This window comes from Jatrophihabitans sp. (genome assembly GCF_036000465.1).
Taxonomy (GTDB): Bacteria; Actinomycetota; Actinomycetes; order Mycobacteriales; family Jatrophihabitantaceae; genus Jatrophihabitans.
On record NZ_DASYFV010000031.1, the window covers coordinates 12523 to 29112 of the forward strand.

General features: G+C 71.5%; 14 protein-coding genes. 9 read left to right on the forward strand and 5 right to left on the reverse strand.

What is annotated here, in order from left to right; genetic code table 11:
• Nucleotides 1-7: 7 nt before the first annotated feature.
• The gene (locus VGN18_RS10045; protein WP_349259875.1) at nt 8-874 is read right to left on the reverse strand and encodes an oxygenase MpaB family protein; all 867 of its coding nucleotides are present in this window, start codon (nt 872-874) and stop codon (nt 8-10) included.
• 53 nt (nt 875-927) lie between these two features.
• On the opposite strand from VGN18_RS10045, the gene VGN18_RS10050 reads away from it, so the two are divergent.
• Nucleotides 928-2022, forward strand: coding sequence for a hypothetical protein (locus tag VGN18_RS10050; RefSeq protein ID WP_327539543.1), 1095 nt, complete (start codon nt 928-930; stop codon nt 2020-2022).
• 29 nt (nt 2023-2051) lie between these two features.
• Nucleotides 2052-4202: a molybdopterin-dependent oxidoreductase gene (locus VGN18_RS10055; RefSeq protein WP_327539544.1), complete on the forward strand. Its 2151-nt coding sequence runs from the start codon at nt 2052-2054 to the stop codon at nt 4200-4202.
• A 135-nt stretch (nt 4203-4337) separates the two neighbouring features.
• Here the strand turns inward: VGN18_RS10055 and VGN18_RS10060 are convergent, their stop codons facing one another.
• Together VGN18_RS10060 and VGN18_RS10065 are read right to left on the reverse strand one after the other, a co-directional pair.
• Complete coding sequence (locus tag VGN18_RS10060; protein WP_327539545.1) at nt 4338-5960, reverse strand: amino acid permease; 1623 nt, start codon at nt 5958-5960, stop codon at nt 4338-4340.
• Entirely contained in the window at nt 5957-6946 is a 990-nt protein-coding gene (locus tag VGN18_RS10065; protein WP_327539546.1) for a choline kinase family protein, read from the reverse strand. The genes VGN18_RS10060 and VGN18_RS10065 overlap by 4 nt, the downstream gene beginning before the upstream one ends.
• A gap of 182 nt (nt 6947-7128) precedes the next feature.
• Between VGN18_RS10065 and VGN18_RS10070 the strand changes: the two genes are divergently transcribed.
• From VGN18_RS10070 to VGN18_RS10100, 7 genes are all read left to right on the forward strand, one after another.
• The gene (locus tag VGN18_RS10070; protein WP_327539547.1) at nt 7129-9591 is read left to right on the forward strand and encodes an FAD-dependent oxidoreductase; all 2463 of its coding nucleotides are present in this window, start codon (nt 7129-7131) and stop codon (nt 9589-9591) included.
• A 38-nt stretch (nt 9592-9629) separates the two neighbouring features.
• Nucleotides 9630-10382, forward strand: a complete 753-nt coding sequence (locus tag VGN18_RS10075) for a gamma-glutamyl-gamma-aminobutyrate hydrolase family protein (RefSeq protein WP_327539548.1) — start codon at nt 9630-9632, stop codon at nt 10380-10382.
• Entirely contained in the window at nt 10382-11113 is a 732-nt protein-coding gene (locus VGN18_RS10080; RefSeq protein ID WP_327539549.1) for a FadR/GntR family transcriptional regulator, read from the forward strand. The genes VGN18_RS10075 and VGN18_RS10080 overlap by 1 nt, the downstream gene beginning before the upstream one ends.
• Nucleotides 11114-11180: 67 nt before the next feature.
• Nucleotides 11181-12539 carry a glutamine synthetase family protein gene (locus tag VGN18_RS10085; protein ID WP_327539550.1) on the forward strand — a complete coding sequence of 453 codons (1359 nt, stop codon included), beginning with the start codon at nt 11181-11183 and terminating at the stop codon, nt 12537-12539.
• Between the two features lie 72 nt (nt 12540-12611).
• A complete protein-coding gene (locus VGN18_RS10090) occupies nt 12612-13982 on the forward strand; it encodes an aldehyde dehydrogenase family protein (RefSeq protein ID WP_327539551.1) in 1371 nt (456 codons plus the stop codon).
• A 3-nt stretch (nt 13983-13985) separates the two neighbouring features.
• The gene (locus tag VGN18_RS10095; RefSeq protein WP_327539552.1) at nt 13986-14753 is read left to right on the forward strand and encodes a 3-oxoacyl-ACP reductase; all 768 of its coding nucleotides are present in this window, start codon (nt 13986-13988) and stop codon (nt 14751-14753) included.
• A 33-nt stretch (nt 14754-14786) separates the two neighbouring features.
• Nucleotides 14787-15557, forward strand: coding sequence for a J domain-containing protein (locus VGN18_RS10100; RefSeq protein WP_327539553.1), 771 nt, complete (start codon nt 14787-14789; stop codon nt 15555-15557).
• A gap of 2 nt (nt 15558-15559) precedes the next feature.
• Here VGN18_RS10100 and VGN18_RS10105 read toward each other — a convergent pair whose 3' ends face one another.
• Nucleotides 15560-16153, reverse strand: coding sequence for a hypothetical protein (locus VGN18_RS10105; protein ID WP_327539554.1), 594 nt, complete (start codon nt 16151-16153; stop codon nt 15560-15562).
• Nucleotides 16153-16572 (reverse strand): MarR family winged helix-turn-helix transcriptional regulator, encoded by a 420-nt coding sequence (locus VGN18_RS10110; RefSeq protein WP_327539555.1) that lies wholly within the window; start codon nt 16570-16572, stop codon nt 16153-16155. The genes VGN18_RS10105 and VGN18_RS10110 overlap by 1 nt, the downstream gene beginning before the upstream one ends.
• Nucleotides 16573-16590: the final 18 nt, after the last annotated feature.

The following is a 16590-nucleotide window of genomic DNA, read 5'->3' on the forward strand; positions in this document are numbered from 1 at the left end:
CCCGTCGCTACGCGGCTCGCTCCGGCACCGGCGCGGTGATCCAGCGCAGCGTGCGCACGATGCCCTTGCCGGCCGCGCGCACGACGGTGCGCTCGGTGACGGGCAGGTAGGGCAGGCGCAGGGGACGGCGCGTCCACGCCGGCAGCGAGGCGACCGACGCCGAGGCGAGCACGGCGTACGGCGCGCGGGCGATCGCCGGCAGCGGCGGGCGGACGAGCAGGAAGCGGGCCGCCCCGCGGGCCTCGGGCGTGCTGCGCAGCTCGGAGCGGTAGGCGGCCAGCTGCTCGCGCAACTCGGCCTCCGTCGTCGGCGGGTCGATCACGCCGAGCTTGCGGGCGACGAACGCGGTGTCGAAGACGTAGGCGTCGCGGCCGGCCTGGTCGAGCGGCGCGGCACCGTAACGCTGGTAGGTGTCCAGGAAGCTGTCGACCTCGGCCACGTGCACCCACTTGAGCAGGTGCGGGTCGGAGGCCGCGTAGGGCCGGCCGTCGGGGGCGGTGCCGTTCACCCGCCGGTGGATGCCCTTGACCTTGGCCACCGCGCGCTCGGCGTCCTCGGCCAGCCCGAACGTGGTGACGGCGAGGAAGTAGCTGGTGCGCTGCAGGCGGCCCCACGGGTCGCCGCGGTAGTCGGAGTGCCCGGCCACGCCGGCCATCGCGAGCGGGTGCAGCGACTGCAGCAGCAGGGCGCGCAGGCCGCCGATGAACATCGACGAATCGGCGTGGACGAGCCGGATCGGCCGGTCGTCGGCGAACCAGCGCTCGCCCTCGGAGAGATGGATGCGCTCGCGGTGCTTCGGGCCGTCGGCGCCGGCCACCCGCTCGAACACGAGCTTGCCCAGGCGATGGCGCAGGTCGGGGGTCACGCTCTCCATCATGCCCAGTCGCCGGGCCCGGCGCCCGTCGAGCGCAAGTAGCATCCGACACTGTGGGTAACAGCGTGAACCGGGTCGGTTTCGCGTGGGACGACACGTGCCTCGGGCACGTCAGCGGGCCGATGCTGCGCTCCGACACCGCCTCGTCCTGGCTGCCGACGCCGAACTTCGAGAGCCCCGAGCGGTTGCTGGCGTGCCGGCAGGTGCTGCAGGCGAGCGGCCGGCTCGACCTGATGGTGCCGCTGCCGCCGCGGCGCGCGTCGCTCGACGACCTGCGGCTCGTCCATACCGCGGAGCATCTCGAGATGGTGCGGAGCTCGGAGGGGTTCGACGGCCCGGCCCTCGTGGGGGATGCGATCTGCGCCGGCCCCGGCACCTGGGACGCCTGCAGGGCCGCGGCCGGCGCGGTGATCGGAGCGGTGAGCGAGGTCGTCGCCGGGCGGCTCGACTCCGCCTTCGCGCTCGTCCGCCCGCCCGGGCACCACGCCACGCCCGACACCGCGATGGGCTCGTGCCTGGTGAACAACGTCGCCGTTGCGGCGCGCTACGCGCAGCAGCACCTCGGCGCCGGCCGCGTGGCGATCGTCGACTGGGACGTCCACCACGGCAACGGTACGGAGGACGTGTTCGCCGACGACGCGTCGGTCCTCTTCCTCTCGACGCACCAGGAGAACTTCTACCCACCCGACCGCGGCCACGTGGCCGATCGGGGGAGCGCGGGCACCACGGTCAACGTGCCGCTGCCGGCCGGCAGCGGCGACGAGGGGTACTTCTCCGCGTTCGACCGGGTGATCGTCCCGGCGTTGCGGGCGTTCGCGCCCGACCTCGTGTTCGTCTCGGCCGGGCAGGACGCCGCCGGCACCGACCCGCTCGGGCGCATGTGCGTGAGCGCCGACGGCTTCCGCGGGCTCGCGCGGCGGGTGCTCGACGCGGCCGGTGGGCGGGTGGTCGCCGTGCTCGAGGGCGGCTACAGCCTGGGGCAGATGCCGTGGTGTGTGCTCGCGATCGTCGAGGAACTGCTCGGCGTCGACCCGAGTTTCGAGCGCGACCCGATGGCGATCGACGGCCCGACGACGCTCCGTCCGGAGGAGACCGCGGCGATCGATCGGGTCGTCGCCGAGCTGGCGGCGCGCCCGGTCCGCTCGTAGTTGTCGCCCGACGGTTCTACGATCCGGGAATGTCGAGCGCGATCGTCACCTGCCCACTCTGCGAGGCCACCTGCGGATTGGAGGTCACCCTCGACGGTCACCGCATCACCGGCGTGCGCGGCGACAAGGACGACGTCTTCTCCCACGGCTTCATCTGCCCGAAGGGCGCGTCGATCGGCGCGCTGCACGACGACCCCGATCGGCTCACCGCGCCGCTGGTCAGGCGCGACGGCGAGTTCGTGGAGGTCAGCTGGGACGAGGCGTTCGCCGAGATCGACCGGCGGCTGCCCCCGATCCGGGCCGAGCACGGCAACAACGCCGTCGCGATCTACCTCGGCAACCCCGGCGCACACAACCTCGGCTCGACGCTCTACGGCCGGCCGCTCTACAAGGCGCTCGCCACCCGCAACATCTACTCGGCGAGCTCGGTCGACCAGCTGCCGAAGCACTTCTCCGCGGGGTACATGTTCGGCGATGCGCTGACCATCCCGATCCCGGACATCGACCGCACCTCCTACCTGCTGCTGCTCGGCGCCAATCCGCTGGTGTCGAACGGCAGCCTGATGACCGCGCCCGACGCCCGCGGCCGGCTGAGGGCGATCCGGGCGCGCGGCGGTCGCATCGTCGTCGCCGACCCACGCCGCACGGCCACCGTCGAGGCGGCCGACGAGCACCTCGCGGTGCGACCGGGAACCGACGCGCTGCTGCTCGCCGCGCTCACCCAGGTGCTGTTCGACGAGAACCTCGTCGCGCTCGGCCGGCTCGCCGAATTCGTCAACGGCGTTGACGATGTGGCCGGCCTGGTCGCACCCTTCACGCCCGAGGCGGTGGCCGACCTGGTCGGCGTGCCGGCCCGCGACATCCGCCGAATCGCCCGCGAACTCGCGGCGGCCGAGAGCGCGGCCGTCTACGGGCGCATCGGCACGACGGTGCAGTCGTTCGGCACGCTGGCCAGCTGGCTGGTCGACGTCCTCAACGTGCTCACCGGCAACCTCGACCGCGCCGGCGGTGCGATGTTCCCGCTCGCCCCGGCCGGCCAGATCAACGCGAAGCCCGGCCGCCGCCGCGGCTTCGGGCACGCGCGGTGGCGCAGTCGGGTGCGCGACCTGCCCGAGGTCATCGGCGAGCTGCCCGTGGCCACCCTGGCCGAGGAGATCCTGACCCCGGGCGACGGCCGGATCCGCGCGCTCATCACCGTCGGCGGCAACCCGTGCGTCAGCACCCCGCACGCCGACCGGCTCACCGAGGCGATCGAATCGCTCGACTTCTTGGTCTCGCTCGACGTCTACCTCAACGAGACGTCGCGGCTGGCCGACGTGATCCTGCCCGGACCGCCGCCGCTGGCCCGCGACCACTTCGACCTGCTCTTCTACCAGCTGTCCGTGCGCAACATCGCCAACTGGACGCCGGCGACGGTGTCGACGGACATCCCGCAGGAGTGGCAGACCCTGCTCCGCCTCGTCGGCGTCGTCACCGGCCAGGGACCGTCGGCCGACATCGCGATGCTCGACGACTTCATCGCGGGCGAGGTCGCCAAGCGCGAGGGGGTCGATGTCTCCCTCGCGGCCGGACGCACCGGCCCGGCCCGGCTCGTCGACCTGATGCTGCGCGGCGGGCCGTACGACCTCACGCTGGCCGATCTCGAGGCCAACCCGCACGGGATCGACCTCGGGCCGCTGCAGCCGCGAATGCCCGACATCCTCGGCACGGCAAGCGGGCGCATCGAGCTCGCGCCCGAGGCGATCACCGCCGATCTGCCGCGGCTCACCGCCGAACTCGTCCGCCCGCCCGACCAGCTAGTGCTCATCGGTCGGCGCCAGCTCAGCTCGAACAACTCATGGATGCACAACATCGCGCCGCTCGTGCGGGGCAGCAACAAGTGCACCGCGCACGTCCACCCCGCCGACGCCGAGCGCCTCGGTCTGGTCGACGGCGCGCTGGCCCGCGTCCGCTCGCGCACCGGTGCGCTCACCGTGCCGGTCGAGATCACCGACTCGGTACGGCCCGGCGTCGTGTCGATCCCGCACGGCTGGGGCCACGGCGCCAAGGGCGCGCGCGGCCAGGTCGCCGAGGAGCACGCCGGCGTGAACAGCAACATCCTCGCCGACGACCTGCTCCTCGATGCGCTCAGCGGCACCGCCGTGCTCAACGGCATCCCGATCGAAGTCAGCCCGGTCTGAGTGGACGGGCGGGTGCTGCCCGCGCACGTGGGTGCGCCGCCGGTGGCGCCGGCGGTCCGGCGCCGCGCCGGATCGACCTGTTGCGGTTCCGCCGCGCCGGAACGCCGTAAGAACCGCAACAGGTCGTGAGGCGGGTCAGGTCGCGGTGGGCTCCTGCGGGTGGTGGGCCGTCTTGCCGTGGTGCTCGAGGTTGATCTCCTCGGCCGAGGAGATGCCCGCCGGCAGGTCGATGGTCATCTTCGGGCCGGTGAACCACTTCTTCGCCGACAGGTGCCACCCGACCCAGAGGATGAACAGCGCGCCGATCACCACGATTGGCGTGTAGTTCACGTACTTCAGGCTCGACCAGCCGAAGCCCTTGTACCAAGGCGCACCGAGCGACGACGTGGGCAGCAGCGCGATGATCGAGGTGATCGCGATCTCGAGCACCGCGATGGGCGCCATCCACTTGTACTTGTTCCCGAGCGTCCACCCGCCGGGGGTGAACGCGTCACCCGCACGCCAGCGCAGGAAGATCGTGATGGCGAAGGCGACATAGAGCCCGACGACGCCGATCGACACGACCGCGAAGAAGGCGACCGGCACTGGGGCTCCGCCGATGTCGACCTTGACCAGCGCCGGCAGCGTCAGGACGACGGCGACGACGGCGGCCGCGATGGTGCCCTTCACCGGCACCTTGTTGTGGTTCAGCGATGACCAGTGCTTCGCCCCGGGCACGGCGCCGTCGCGGCTGAACGCGAACAGCATGCGGGTCGTGCTCGTCATGCAGGCCACGGTGCAGAAGAACTGCCCGGCCGTCGAGATGAGCAGGATGAAGCCGGCCCAGTTGGCCGATAGCGCCTGCCCGAAGATGACGCCCACGGCGCCGCCGCCCTTCGTCACCCCGGCCTCGTCCTGCACGGCGAACAGGAAGGCGAGCAGCAGCACCCAGCCACCGATGCCGGAGTAGAAGATCGAGCGCCAGATGCCCTTCGCCGCCGAGTCGGCCGCGCTGTGCGTCTCCTCGGAGAGGTGGGCCGAGGCGTCGTACCCGGTGATCGTGTACTGGGTCAGGATGAAGCCCAACGGAATGACACCGAACAGGAACGCGGCGCCGCCGGTGTGCCCGCCGAAGAAGCCGGTGTTGTTGATGGTGTGGGTGAACACCGCCGACACCGAGGCGTGGTGGTTCGGGACGATGAACAGAATGAGGATGACGGCGGCCGCGCCGGCGACGTGCCACCACACCGAGATGTTGTTGAGGATCGCGAGCAGGTGGCTGGAGAAGATGTTGACCGCCGCGGCCAGGGCCAGCACGACCAGGAAGATGACGAAGACGCGCGTGAGGCTGTAGCCACTCGCCCACGAGGTGCTGAACGTGCCCATCATCGCGTCGAAGAACGTGGCGCAGCCGTAGGCCACCGACGCGTCGATGGCCAGCAGCCCGATCAGGTTGAGCCAGCCGGTGTAGTAACCGGCCTTCACCCCGCCGAGCTTCGAGGCCCACCAGTAGATGCCGCCCGAGGTCGGGAACGCCGACACCAGTTCGGACATGCACAGGCCGATGATCAGGATGAGGCCGGCGATGATCGGCCAACCCCACGCGATGCCGGCCGGCCCGCCGTTGTTCCACCCGACCCCGAAGGTGGTGAAGCACCCGGCCAGGATCGAGATGATCGAGAACGAGATTGCGAAGTTGGAGAACCCGGACCAGCTGCGGTCGAGTTCCTGCTTGTACCCGAGTTCAGCGAGGCGTCTTTCGTCCTCGTCGGTGTTCATGATCGCCACTGCGACTGCTCCCTCGCGGTTGTGTCGGTCTGCTGTACGTCGTCGATCAGCCGGTCCAGCTGCGGGCCGGTGAATTCCTCCACCGCTCGCGCGTACTTCTCCTGGCCCCAGGACCAGAAGTCGAAGTCCACGTCGCTGACGGCCGCCTGGATCGAGGCCCAGAGCGTCCACCCGTACCGGGCCATCAGCGCGTAGAGGCGGGCCCGGGCGGTGCGGGCCGGCGAGGGCTCGCCGTAGTAGGCGGTGACGAGTTCCTCGAGCCGGTCGAGGCCGAGCTCGGCCTCGCTCCAGATGTTGCCGAGCTCGAAGCACGGGTCGTTGTTCCCGGCGTACTCGAAATCGATGAACCACAGTCGCGCGCCGTCGTCCATCATGTTGGCGGCGAGCAGGTCGTTGTGGCACGGCACCGTCGGCTCGGGACGGGCCGCGAGCGCGGTGCGGATGCGCTCGACCCGGGAGGCGTGGTCGAGATAGCCGGCCGGGAGGCGGAAGCCCCTGTCCTGCACGATGCCGAGGTAGCCCTGCTGCACCGCGAACATGTCGAAGTCGTTGACGAAGCGCGGGCCGCGGTGCAGGTTGCGACACAGCGCGGCGATCCGGATCAACTGCGCACTGTCGTCGATGTCGGCCGGCCCGAAGGTCCGTCCGTCGATCCATTCGATGACCGACACGCCCTCTGCGGGTTCGCAGGCCACCACCGCCGGCGCCACCCCGGCCCGGGCCGCAGCGTCGGAGTTGTGGCACTCGGCCAGCCGGTCGATCGCGAGCAGGCTGCTCTGGCCGAACGACACGCGCCCGACCAGAGGTGCGCCCGCTCTCGGCGAGATCTTGTAGATGCGATTGGTCAGACCGCCCGGAAGTGGGGTGATCCGGGCGGTGTCGCCGTCGAATCGGGGCATGCGGGCGAGCACCGATCGCAGCGCGCGATGGTCGTCCGCGTAGTCGTCCGAGCGCGTGTCGGCGACACGACTGGCCAACGGTTGTGCCGACAACACCTCTCCTCCCGATCGCAGATCGGTGGCGTCGAGCGCCGTGCTCGGGCGCTCGCTGTGCAGTGTCGGGAGGATAGGCCCGCCGAGGCGCAACGGTCTAGACCCCAGACCTTTGACCCCTGCGTGGCGCTTGTGGCGCTCCCGCCGGGCCAGCATCATGACGAACCATGGCGGCCCCTCGCACCGTGCCCGACTCGACCCGCATCGTGGTGATCGGTGGGGGAGTCGGTGGGGCGAGCGTGGCGCACCACCTGGCCGAGCTCGGCGAGACCGAGGTCGTGCTGCTCGAACGGGCCGAGCTCACCAGCGGTTCGACGTTCCACTCGGCCGGCCTGGTCGGCCAGCTGCGGGCCGATCCGACGCTGACGCGCATGAACATGTACTCGGTCGAGCTCTACCGCCGGCTCGAGCGCGAGGGCCACCCGATCGGCTGGAACGAGAGCGGGAGCATCAAGCTCGCGTCCAGCGCGGAGCGGATGGAGGAGATCCGGCGCCAGATCAGTTGGGCCCGCACCTACGACCTCCCGCTGCACGAGATCTCGCCGACCGAGGCCCAGGACCTCTTCCCGCTGCTCGACCTGGACGGCGTGGTGGGCGCGGCCCACCTGGCCTCGGACGGGAGCCTGGATCCGTCCCAGCTCTGCTACGCGCTCGCCAACCTGGCGCGCGCTCGCGGGGTGCGCATCGTGGAGCGGACCCGCGTGATCGGCATCGACACCCGGGCCGGCCGGGTGCACCGGGTCCGCACCGACCGCGGTGACATCGAGTGCGAGATCGCCGTCGACTGCGGCGGGATGTTCGCCGCCGAGATCGCGCGCATGGTCGGCGTCTGCGTGCCCATCGTGCCGATGTCGCACCAGTACGTCGTCACCGAGGCATTCCTGCCGCGTGACGCCGCTCCGCTCCCGTCTCTGCGTGATCCGGACCTGCTCGTCTACTTCCGGCAGGAGGTCGACGGCCTGGTGATGGGCGGTTACGAGCGCACGCCCGCGCCGTTCGCGCTCGGGCCCGACGGCCGCGACGCCATCCCGCCCGACTTCAACGGCCGGTTGCTGCCCGACGACTGGTCGCGGATGGAGGAGATCGGCCACAACGCCGCGCGCCGCGTGCCGATCATGGGCACGGTCGGCGTCCGCACGATGATCAACGGCCCCGAGGCGTTCACCCCAGACAACGAGTTCTGCCTGGGCGAGACCGAGGTCGCCGGGTTCTTCGTCGCGGCCGGGTTCTGCGCCCACGGCATCGCCGGCGCCGGGGGCATCGGTCGGGTGATGGCCGAGTGGATCGTCGCCGGCGAGCCGAGCTTCGACGTCTGGCACATGGACATCAACCGCTTCGGCCGTCAGTACCGCTCGCCGCACCACACGCTGGCCCGCACCGTCGAGACGTATTCGACCTACTACGACATCCCGTACCCGGGGCAGCAACGCGCGTCCGGACGCCGGCTCCGGCTGTCTCCGGCCTACCCCTGGCACGCGCAGCACGGGGCGGTGTTCGGTGAGAAGGCGGGGTGGGAGCGGGTCGACTGGTACGAGAGCAACGCCGATCCGACCCTCGAGCACCTCCGGCCGCCGGGCTGGGCCGGGCGGCACTGGTCGTCGGCGATCGTGGTCGAACACCGGGCGACCCGCGAGGCCGCGGCGCTCTTCGACGAGTCGTCCTTCGCCAAACTGGAGGTGAGCGGGCCCGACGCCGCGACCTTCCTCGACGCGGTGTGTGACAACGCCGTGGCTCGCGGCGTCGGCGACGTGACCTACACGCAGGCGCTCAACCGGCGTGGCGGCATCGAGGCCGACTTCACGGTCACCCGGACCGGCGACGACACCTTCCTGATCGTCACCGGCACCGCGTTCGGCTCGCACGACACGGCGTGGCTGCGCAAGCAGGCCCGGCGTCGCGACGCCCGGGTGCGCATCGCCGACGTCACCGGGCAGCTGGCCTGCCTCGCCCTGTGGGGTCCGCGAACACGCGACCTGCTCGCCCCGCTCACGCCGGCCGACCTCGGCAACGGCGCCTTCCCGTTCATGACCTCGCAGGAGATCACGGTCGGATCGATCCCGGTGCGGGCGCTGCGAGTGACGTTCGTCGGCGAGCTGGGGTGGGAGCTCTACCCGTCCGCCGAGTACGGCGCGGCCCTGTGGCAGACCCTCTGGGACGCGGGCCGGACGGTCGGGCTCGTCGCCGGGGGCTACCGGGCGATCGAGACCCTCCGCCTGGAGAAGGGCTATCGGGTGTGGGGCAGCGACCTCACCGCCGAGACGAATCCGTACGAGGCCGGGCTGGGGTTCTGCGTCAAACTCGACAAGGCCGGCGGTTTCGAGGGTCAGGACGGGCTTCGGACCGTCAAGCGCGACGGCCCGACCCGCCGGCTGCGGGCCCTCGTGCTGGACGATCCGCACCAGGTGGTGCTCGGCAGCGAGCCGGTGCGCATCGACGGGGCGACGGTCGGGCGGGTGACGTCCGGCGGCCCGGGCTACACCCTCGACGCCTCGATCGCCTACGCGTACCTGCCGATCGACCGGGCCGCGCCGGGAACCCGGATCGAGATCGACCTGTTCGGCACGTGGGTCGGTGGCGTGGTCGCGAAGGAGCCGCTCTTCGATCCCGGGTCGACGCGGGTACTCGCATGAACGCGCCGCGAAGGGCTGATGGCCGTACCATTTCGCGTGTGGGTAACGATCTGCCGGTACGCATCGGGCTCACGACCTATCGCGAGGCGGCCGCGTGGGGTGTCTGGAACGAGCCGGCCGACCTGCTGCCGTCCACCTACGCCGACTGCGTGGTGGTGGCAGGGGGCGTCCCGCTCCTGCTGCCACCGGCCGCCGTCGACCGCCCTGGTGCGGCCGCGGCCGCCGTCGCCGCCTGTGACGGATTGATCATCGCCGGTGGGGCCGACGTCGCCCCCGAGCGCTACGACGCCGAGCGCTCGCCCCGTACCGGCCCGGCCCGCACCGACCGGGACGCCTGGGAGCTGGCCGTGCTCGCCGCCGCCACCGACGCCGCTGTACCGGTGCTGGCCATCTGCCGGGGCATGCAGGTTCTCAACGTGGCGCGAGGCGGTGACCTCATCCAGCACCTACCGGACACGGTCGGTACCGACGTGCACTGCCCGACGGTGGGGCAGCACGGGCGGCACGTCGTCGACCTCGACCCGCACCGGACCGTCGGCCGGTTGCTCGGTCCCCGCACCGATGTGGCGACCTACCACCACCAGGCCGTCGGACGCCTCGGTGACGGGCTGGTGGCCACCGGGTGGGCCGAGGACGGCACCGTCGAGGCGGTGGAACTCGTGGCGGCGCCGTGGGTCGTCGGCGTGCAGTGGCATCCCGAGGCCTACGACGGCGCCCGGTTGTTCGCCGGGTTCCTCGCCGCGTGCGACCGGCACCGACGAGCTGCTGCCCCGGCGGCAGGGGCCCCGTGATGGCCGCCAACAACGTCGAGGCGCTGTGGGCCAGGACGGTGTTCTCACCGGTGCCGGTGCGCAACGCCTTCGAGGTGACGGTCGAGCGGCTGGCGCAGAGCATCCGGCTCGGCGTGCTGACCGACGGCGAGCAGCTGCCACCCGAGCGCGAGCTCGCCGAGAAGTTCGGGGTCAGCCGCGTGACGCTGCGCGAGGCGATCAAGGCGCTGCGCGATGCCGGCCTCGTCGAGTCGCGCCGCGGCCGCGGCGGTGGCACGTTCGTCGTCTCGCCCCGCCCGCAGCGGCCACGCCGCACCGACCAGATCCGGCCGTCGCTCGGGCACGCGCTCGACGACGCCCTCGACCTGCGCCGCGTCGTCGAGCCCGGGGCGGCGGCGCTGGCCGCGACCCGCACGCTGACGGCGACCGACCGGGCCGGCCTCACCCGCTACCTCGACGCCGCCACCGACTGCCAGCCCGCCGGACGGCGGCTCGCCGACTCGCGGCTGCACCTCGCCATCGCCGCGCTCGGCGGCAGCGCCTCGGTCACGGCCGTGGTCGCAGACGTACAGATGCGCCTCGACGAGCTGCTGCGGGCGATCCCGGTGATCCCGGCCAACATCGCGCACTCCGACGTTCAGCACGCCAACATCGTCGACGCCATCCTGTCGGGCCAGGCCGACCGGGCCCGCACCGAGATGGAGGACCACGTCGACGGCACGGCCGCCCTGCTGCGGGGCTTCCTGAGCTGAGCGGCGGGCCTTCCCGAGAGCCGCCCGGGAAGGTATGTTCGGCAAACCTTCAAAGGGAGGGGCACGTATGGCGCCCGCGCCGATGAGCCTGGAACAACTCCGTATCGACGTCGAACACGACACGGTCGACACCGTCATCGTGGCGATGACCGACATGCAGGGACGGCTGCAGGGCAAGCGCATCGATGCCCGCCACTTCCTGCACGACGTGCTCGGTCATGGCACCGAAGGGTGCAACTACCTGCTCGCGGTCGACGTCGAGATGAACACCGTCGACGGGTACGCCATCTCGTCGTGGGAGACCGGCTACGGCGACTTCGTGCTCGATCCGGACATGCACACGCTGCGCCGGCTCGCGTGGCAGCCGGGCACCGCGCTCGTGCTGGCCGACGTGCTCTGGCTCGACCGCCGGCCGGTCGCGGAATCTCCCCGCCAGATCCTGCGGCGCCAGCTCGACCGGCTCGCCGAGCGGGGCTGGACCGCGTTCGTCGGCACCGAGCTCGAATTCATCCTCTTCGACGACACCTACGAGCAGGCGTTCTCCCGGCACTACGCCGACCTGACTCCGTCCAACCAGTACAACGTCGACTACTCGATAGTCGGCACCAGCCGGGTCGAGCCGCTGCTGCGCGCCATCCGGCTCGGCATGCGCAGTGCCGGCATGCAGGTCGAGTCGGTCAAGGGCGAGTGCAACTTCGGCCAGCACGAGATCGCGTTCAAGTACGACGACGCCCTCACCACCTGCGACAACCACGTCGTCTACAAGACCGGCGCCAAGGAGATCGCGGCCCAGCACGGCTCGTCGCTGACCTTCATGGCCAAGTACGACGCCCGCGAGGGCAACTCGTGCCACATCCACCTCTCGCTGCGCACCGCCGACGGCGACCCGGTCTTCGCCGGGGACGGACCGCACGGCACGTCACCGGTGTTCGACAAGTTCGTGGCCGGCCAGCTGGCCGGGCTGCGCGAGCTGAGCTGTTTCTTCGCGCCCAACGTCAACTCCTACAAGCGGTACCAGCCGGCGACGTTCGCCCCGACCGCGGTGAAGTGGGGGATCGACAACCGCACCTGCGCGATCCGGGTCGTCGGGCACGGGTCGAGCCTGCGCTTCGAGAACCGGCTGCCGGGCGGGGATGTCAATCCCTACCTCGCCGTCGCCGCGATGATCGCGAGTGGGCTGTACGGCATCGACAACGACCTCGAGCTCGAGGACCCGCTCGCCGGCAACGCCTACGCCGTCGAGGCCGAGCACGTGCCGACCACGCTGCGCGAGGCGGCCGGGCTCTGGAGCGCGAGCACGATCGCGCGCGAGGCGTTCGGCGACGCCGTGGTCGATCACTACGCCAACACCGCGCGGGTCGAACTCGCGGCCTTCGACGCCGCGGTCACCGACTGGGAACGCGTGCGCAACTTCGAGCGGATGTGACATGACCGTCCTCCGCTTCGCTCCGGCCGCCGAAGGCCATGCCGATTCGTCATTCGCTCGCGGAGCCCGTCCATGACTGCAGTGCATGAGGTCGTCAACCCGGCGACCGAGGAAGTGGTGGCCACCGTCGACCTGCTCGACGTGGCCGCGACCGACGAGGCGATCGCCCGCTCGCGTGCGGCCTTCGCCACCTGGCGTCACGTCGCCCCCGGCGACCGCGCGCGGCTGATGCGCCGCTTCGCCGAGGCCGTCGACGGCGATCGGGAGAACCTGGCCCAGCTCGAGGTGCGCAATTCGGGGCACACGATCGGCAACGCGCGGTGGGAGGCGGGCAACGTGCGCGACGTCATCGCCTACTACTCCGGCGCACCCGAGCGCCTGATCGGCCAGCAGATCCCGGTGGCCGACGGACTCGACGTCACCTTCCACGAGCCGCTCGGCGTCGTCGGCGCGATCGTGCCCTGGAACTTCCCGATGCCGATCGCGTCCTGGGCCTTCGCGCCCGCGCTCGCCGCAGGCAACACGGTGGTGCTGAAGCCGGCCGAGCTGACGCCGCTCACCGCGATCCGGCTCGCGGAGCTGGCGCTCGAGGCCGGGCTGCCCGAGCACGTCTTCCAGGTGCTGCCCGGCAAGGGCAGCGTCGTGGGCCAGCGCTTCGTCGAGCACCGCGACGTCGCCAAGATCGTCTTCACCGGCTCCACCGAGGTCGGACGTCAGGTGATGGCCGGCTGCTCCGTCCGGATCAAACCCGTCACACTCGAACTCGGCGGCAAGAGCGCCAACATCGTCTTCGCCGACTCCGACCTCGAGGCGGCGGCGGCATCGGCGCCGGGTGCCGTGTTCGACAACGCCGGGCAGGACTGCTGCGCCCGCTCCCGCATCCTCGTCGAGCGCAGCGCTTACGACCGGTTCATGGGTCTGCTCGAGACGGCGGTGCGCAACGTCGTAGTCACCGACCCGAACGACGAGCGGTCCGACATGGGCCCGCTGATCAGCGCCGAGCAGCGCGAGCGCGTGGCCTCCTACGTCACCGACGACGCACCGGTCGCCTTCCGCGGAAGCGCGCCCGACGGCCCCGGGTTCTGGTTCGCGCCGACGGTGCTCGCCCCGACCGACCCGCGCGATCGCGCACTGCACGAAGAGATCTTCGGTCCGGTCGTCGCCGTCGTGCCGTTCGACGACGAGGCCGACGCGATCCGCATCGCGAACGACAGCGAGTTCGGCCTCTCCGGTTCCATCTGGACCCGCGATGTGGGGCGCGCGTTGCGGGTCAGCCGGGGCGTCGACGCCGGCAACCTGTCGGTCAACTCGCACTCGTCGGTCCGCTACTGGACCCCGTTCGGCGGCTTCAAGTCCTCCGGCCTCGGTCGCGAACTCGGCCCGGACGCGCCGTTCGCGTTCACCGAGACCAAGAACGTGTTCATCTCGACGAAGGAGCAGTGAGTCATGAGTGATCGTCTGGCCGGCAAGGTTGCGGTGATCACGGGTGCGGGCAGCGGCATCGGCCGCGCGACCGCGCAGCGCTTCGCCGCCGAGGGCGCGAAGGTCGTGTGCGCCGACGTCGACGCCGAGGCCGGTGACAAGGTGGCGGCCGAGGTCGACGGCACCTACATCCGGGTCGACGTGACGAGCGAGGAACAGGTGCGGGACCTGTTCCAGGCCGCGGTCGACGAGTACGGCCGCCTCGACATCGCCTTCAACAACGCCGGCATCTCGCCGCCCGACGACGACTCGATCCTGAGCACCGGGATGGACGCGTGGAAGCGGGTGCAGGAGGTCAATCTGACCTCGGTGTACCTGTGCTGCAAGTACGCGATCGAGCACATGCAGGCCGGCGGGGGCGGCTCGATCATCAACACCGCCTCGTTCGTCGCGGTGATGGGCTCGGCGACCTCGCAGATCTCCTACACCGCGAGCAAGGGCGGCGTGCTGGCGATGAGCCGCGAGCTCGGGGTGCAGTTCGCCCGCGAGGGCATCCGGGTCAACGCGCTCTGCCCCGGGCCGGTGAACACGCCGCTGTTGCAGGAGCTCTTCGCCAAGGATCCCGAGCGGGCGGCCCGGCGCATGGTGCACATCCCGATGGGACGCTTCGCCGAGGCGGAGGAGATCGCCGCGGCGGTCACGTTCCTGGCGAGCGACGATTCGTCGTTCATCACCGCGTCCTCGTTCCTGGTCGACGGCGGTATCAGCGGGGCGTACGTCACCCCGCTCTGACCCGTCGTCGCGCCTCGGGGCGAGGATCGGGGAATGAACCCCTACCGGGTGCTCGGCCTGGCTCCGACGGCGACCGCCGCGGAGATCCGCGACGCCTACCGGCGGCTGGCCAAGGTCGCGCACCCGGACGCCGGCGGCAGCCCGGCCGAGTTCGATCGGATCACCGCGGCCTACGACACGCTCGCGGACCCGGGTCGACGCTTCGCCTACGACCGTTCGGCGGTGCGCACCGACGCGACCGGCGGGGCGTCGATGGGCGAACACCGCAGGTTCGAGGACATGTGGCACCCGCCCGGACGCCGCCGCAGCCGCACCTCGTCGCGGGTCGGCAATCTCGCGGTGTCGCTGGTCGGCGGGGTCGCGCTCGCCGCGGCGGCGATCGTCCTGCGCTTCGGCGGCGGTTCGAAGCCCGGTCTACCGACGCCGATCAGCTGTGCCGCCGTACGGTCGGTGTCGGCGAGCTACCTACTGGTCCGGGCCGCCGGTGTCGTCCATCCGCGAGTGACGCTGCACAACGCATCGTCGGACGTGCGTGGGGCGGCCGTCCGGCTGCTGGTGGTCGTGTCGGTGACCGATCCGCCGAGCCCGAAGCCGGTGCGCGAGTACACCTTCGGCGTCCACGATGCGCCTTCCTGGGCCGAGCCCGGCACGGACCGGGTGGTCGACCTGACCGGAGACCGTGCCGCCGTGAACCCCGGGGAGGCGGTGCAGGCCGCCGGGTCCGCGCTCGCCCTCACCGTCCACGCCGCGGCGACCGCGCTGCCGTCCGACGGGTGTCCCGTTCCGTTCCGGCTCGGATCCTGAGATCACCCGCGCCGGTCGTCGATCGTCGCGCGCAGGTGCGGCCAGCCGGCGACGTCCGCGGCCAGCCGGCCGGCGTCGAGCGTGCCGTCGGCCCGGAACCGCACGGTGGTGCCGTGCGTACCGTCGTCGGGTATTGCGACGAGATCGGTCACCGGCACGCCGCGCTCGTAACGCTGCGTCCACGAGCCGTTGCGCCGGCGGTTGGTGTGCTCGAGCCAGTCACTGAGCGCGGCCACGACCGACATGCCGCGCCGGGGATGACCGTCCGGCAGCCTCTCGGCTCCCGGGGCGTCGAAGAAGCGGAGGTCCTTCGTCGACATCACCGGCTTCTTGACGAACCGACCGGCATCGTCGGCCCGGGTGTCCGTGCCGCGGCCGTCGTCGGCGACCTCGATCGAGCCGTCGGGGTGCAGCGTGACGACGCAGCCGCCGGAATGACCGGGCTCGGCCTCGTCGGCGGCGTACGCGATCACCTCGAGGGCCAAGTGCCGCAGGCCTTCGGGCGCGTAGACGGACGGGGCGCGCCGCACGGAGCGGAGATGGGCGCGATCGACCGACCGCGACCAGTCGTGGCTGGAGCCCGGAGGAGTGTCCATCAGTCGGCGCCCAGCTTGCGCAGGATGCGGGCGAGGTGCGCCCGGTCGGTGGCGCTCAGCCGGCTGAACACCGCGTCGGACTCCGCGGTGCGGGCCGACCAGATCGCGGTCGTGACCTCGGTGCCGCGATCGGTGAGCTCGACGATGGTGGCCCGCCGGTCGTCCGGGTCGGGACGCCGCTCGACGAGGCCGCGTTCCTCGAGGGTGTCGATGACCTCGGTGCCCGAGCGCGGCGCGATGTGCAGGTGGTGCGAGAGCTCGGACAGCCGCAGGGCCCCGTGCCGGCGCAGCACCGCGAGCGCGCGCGCGTGCGACGGCGAGATGTCCCACGGGGCCAGGCTCTCGCGGTTCGTGCGGCGCATCTGCCGGGCCACGGACCAGAACAGCTCCGGCAGCGATTCGTCCACCCGCTCGGCCACGGGAATAGCGTATCAATC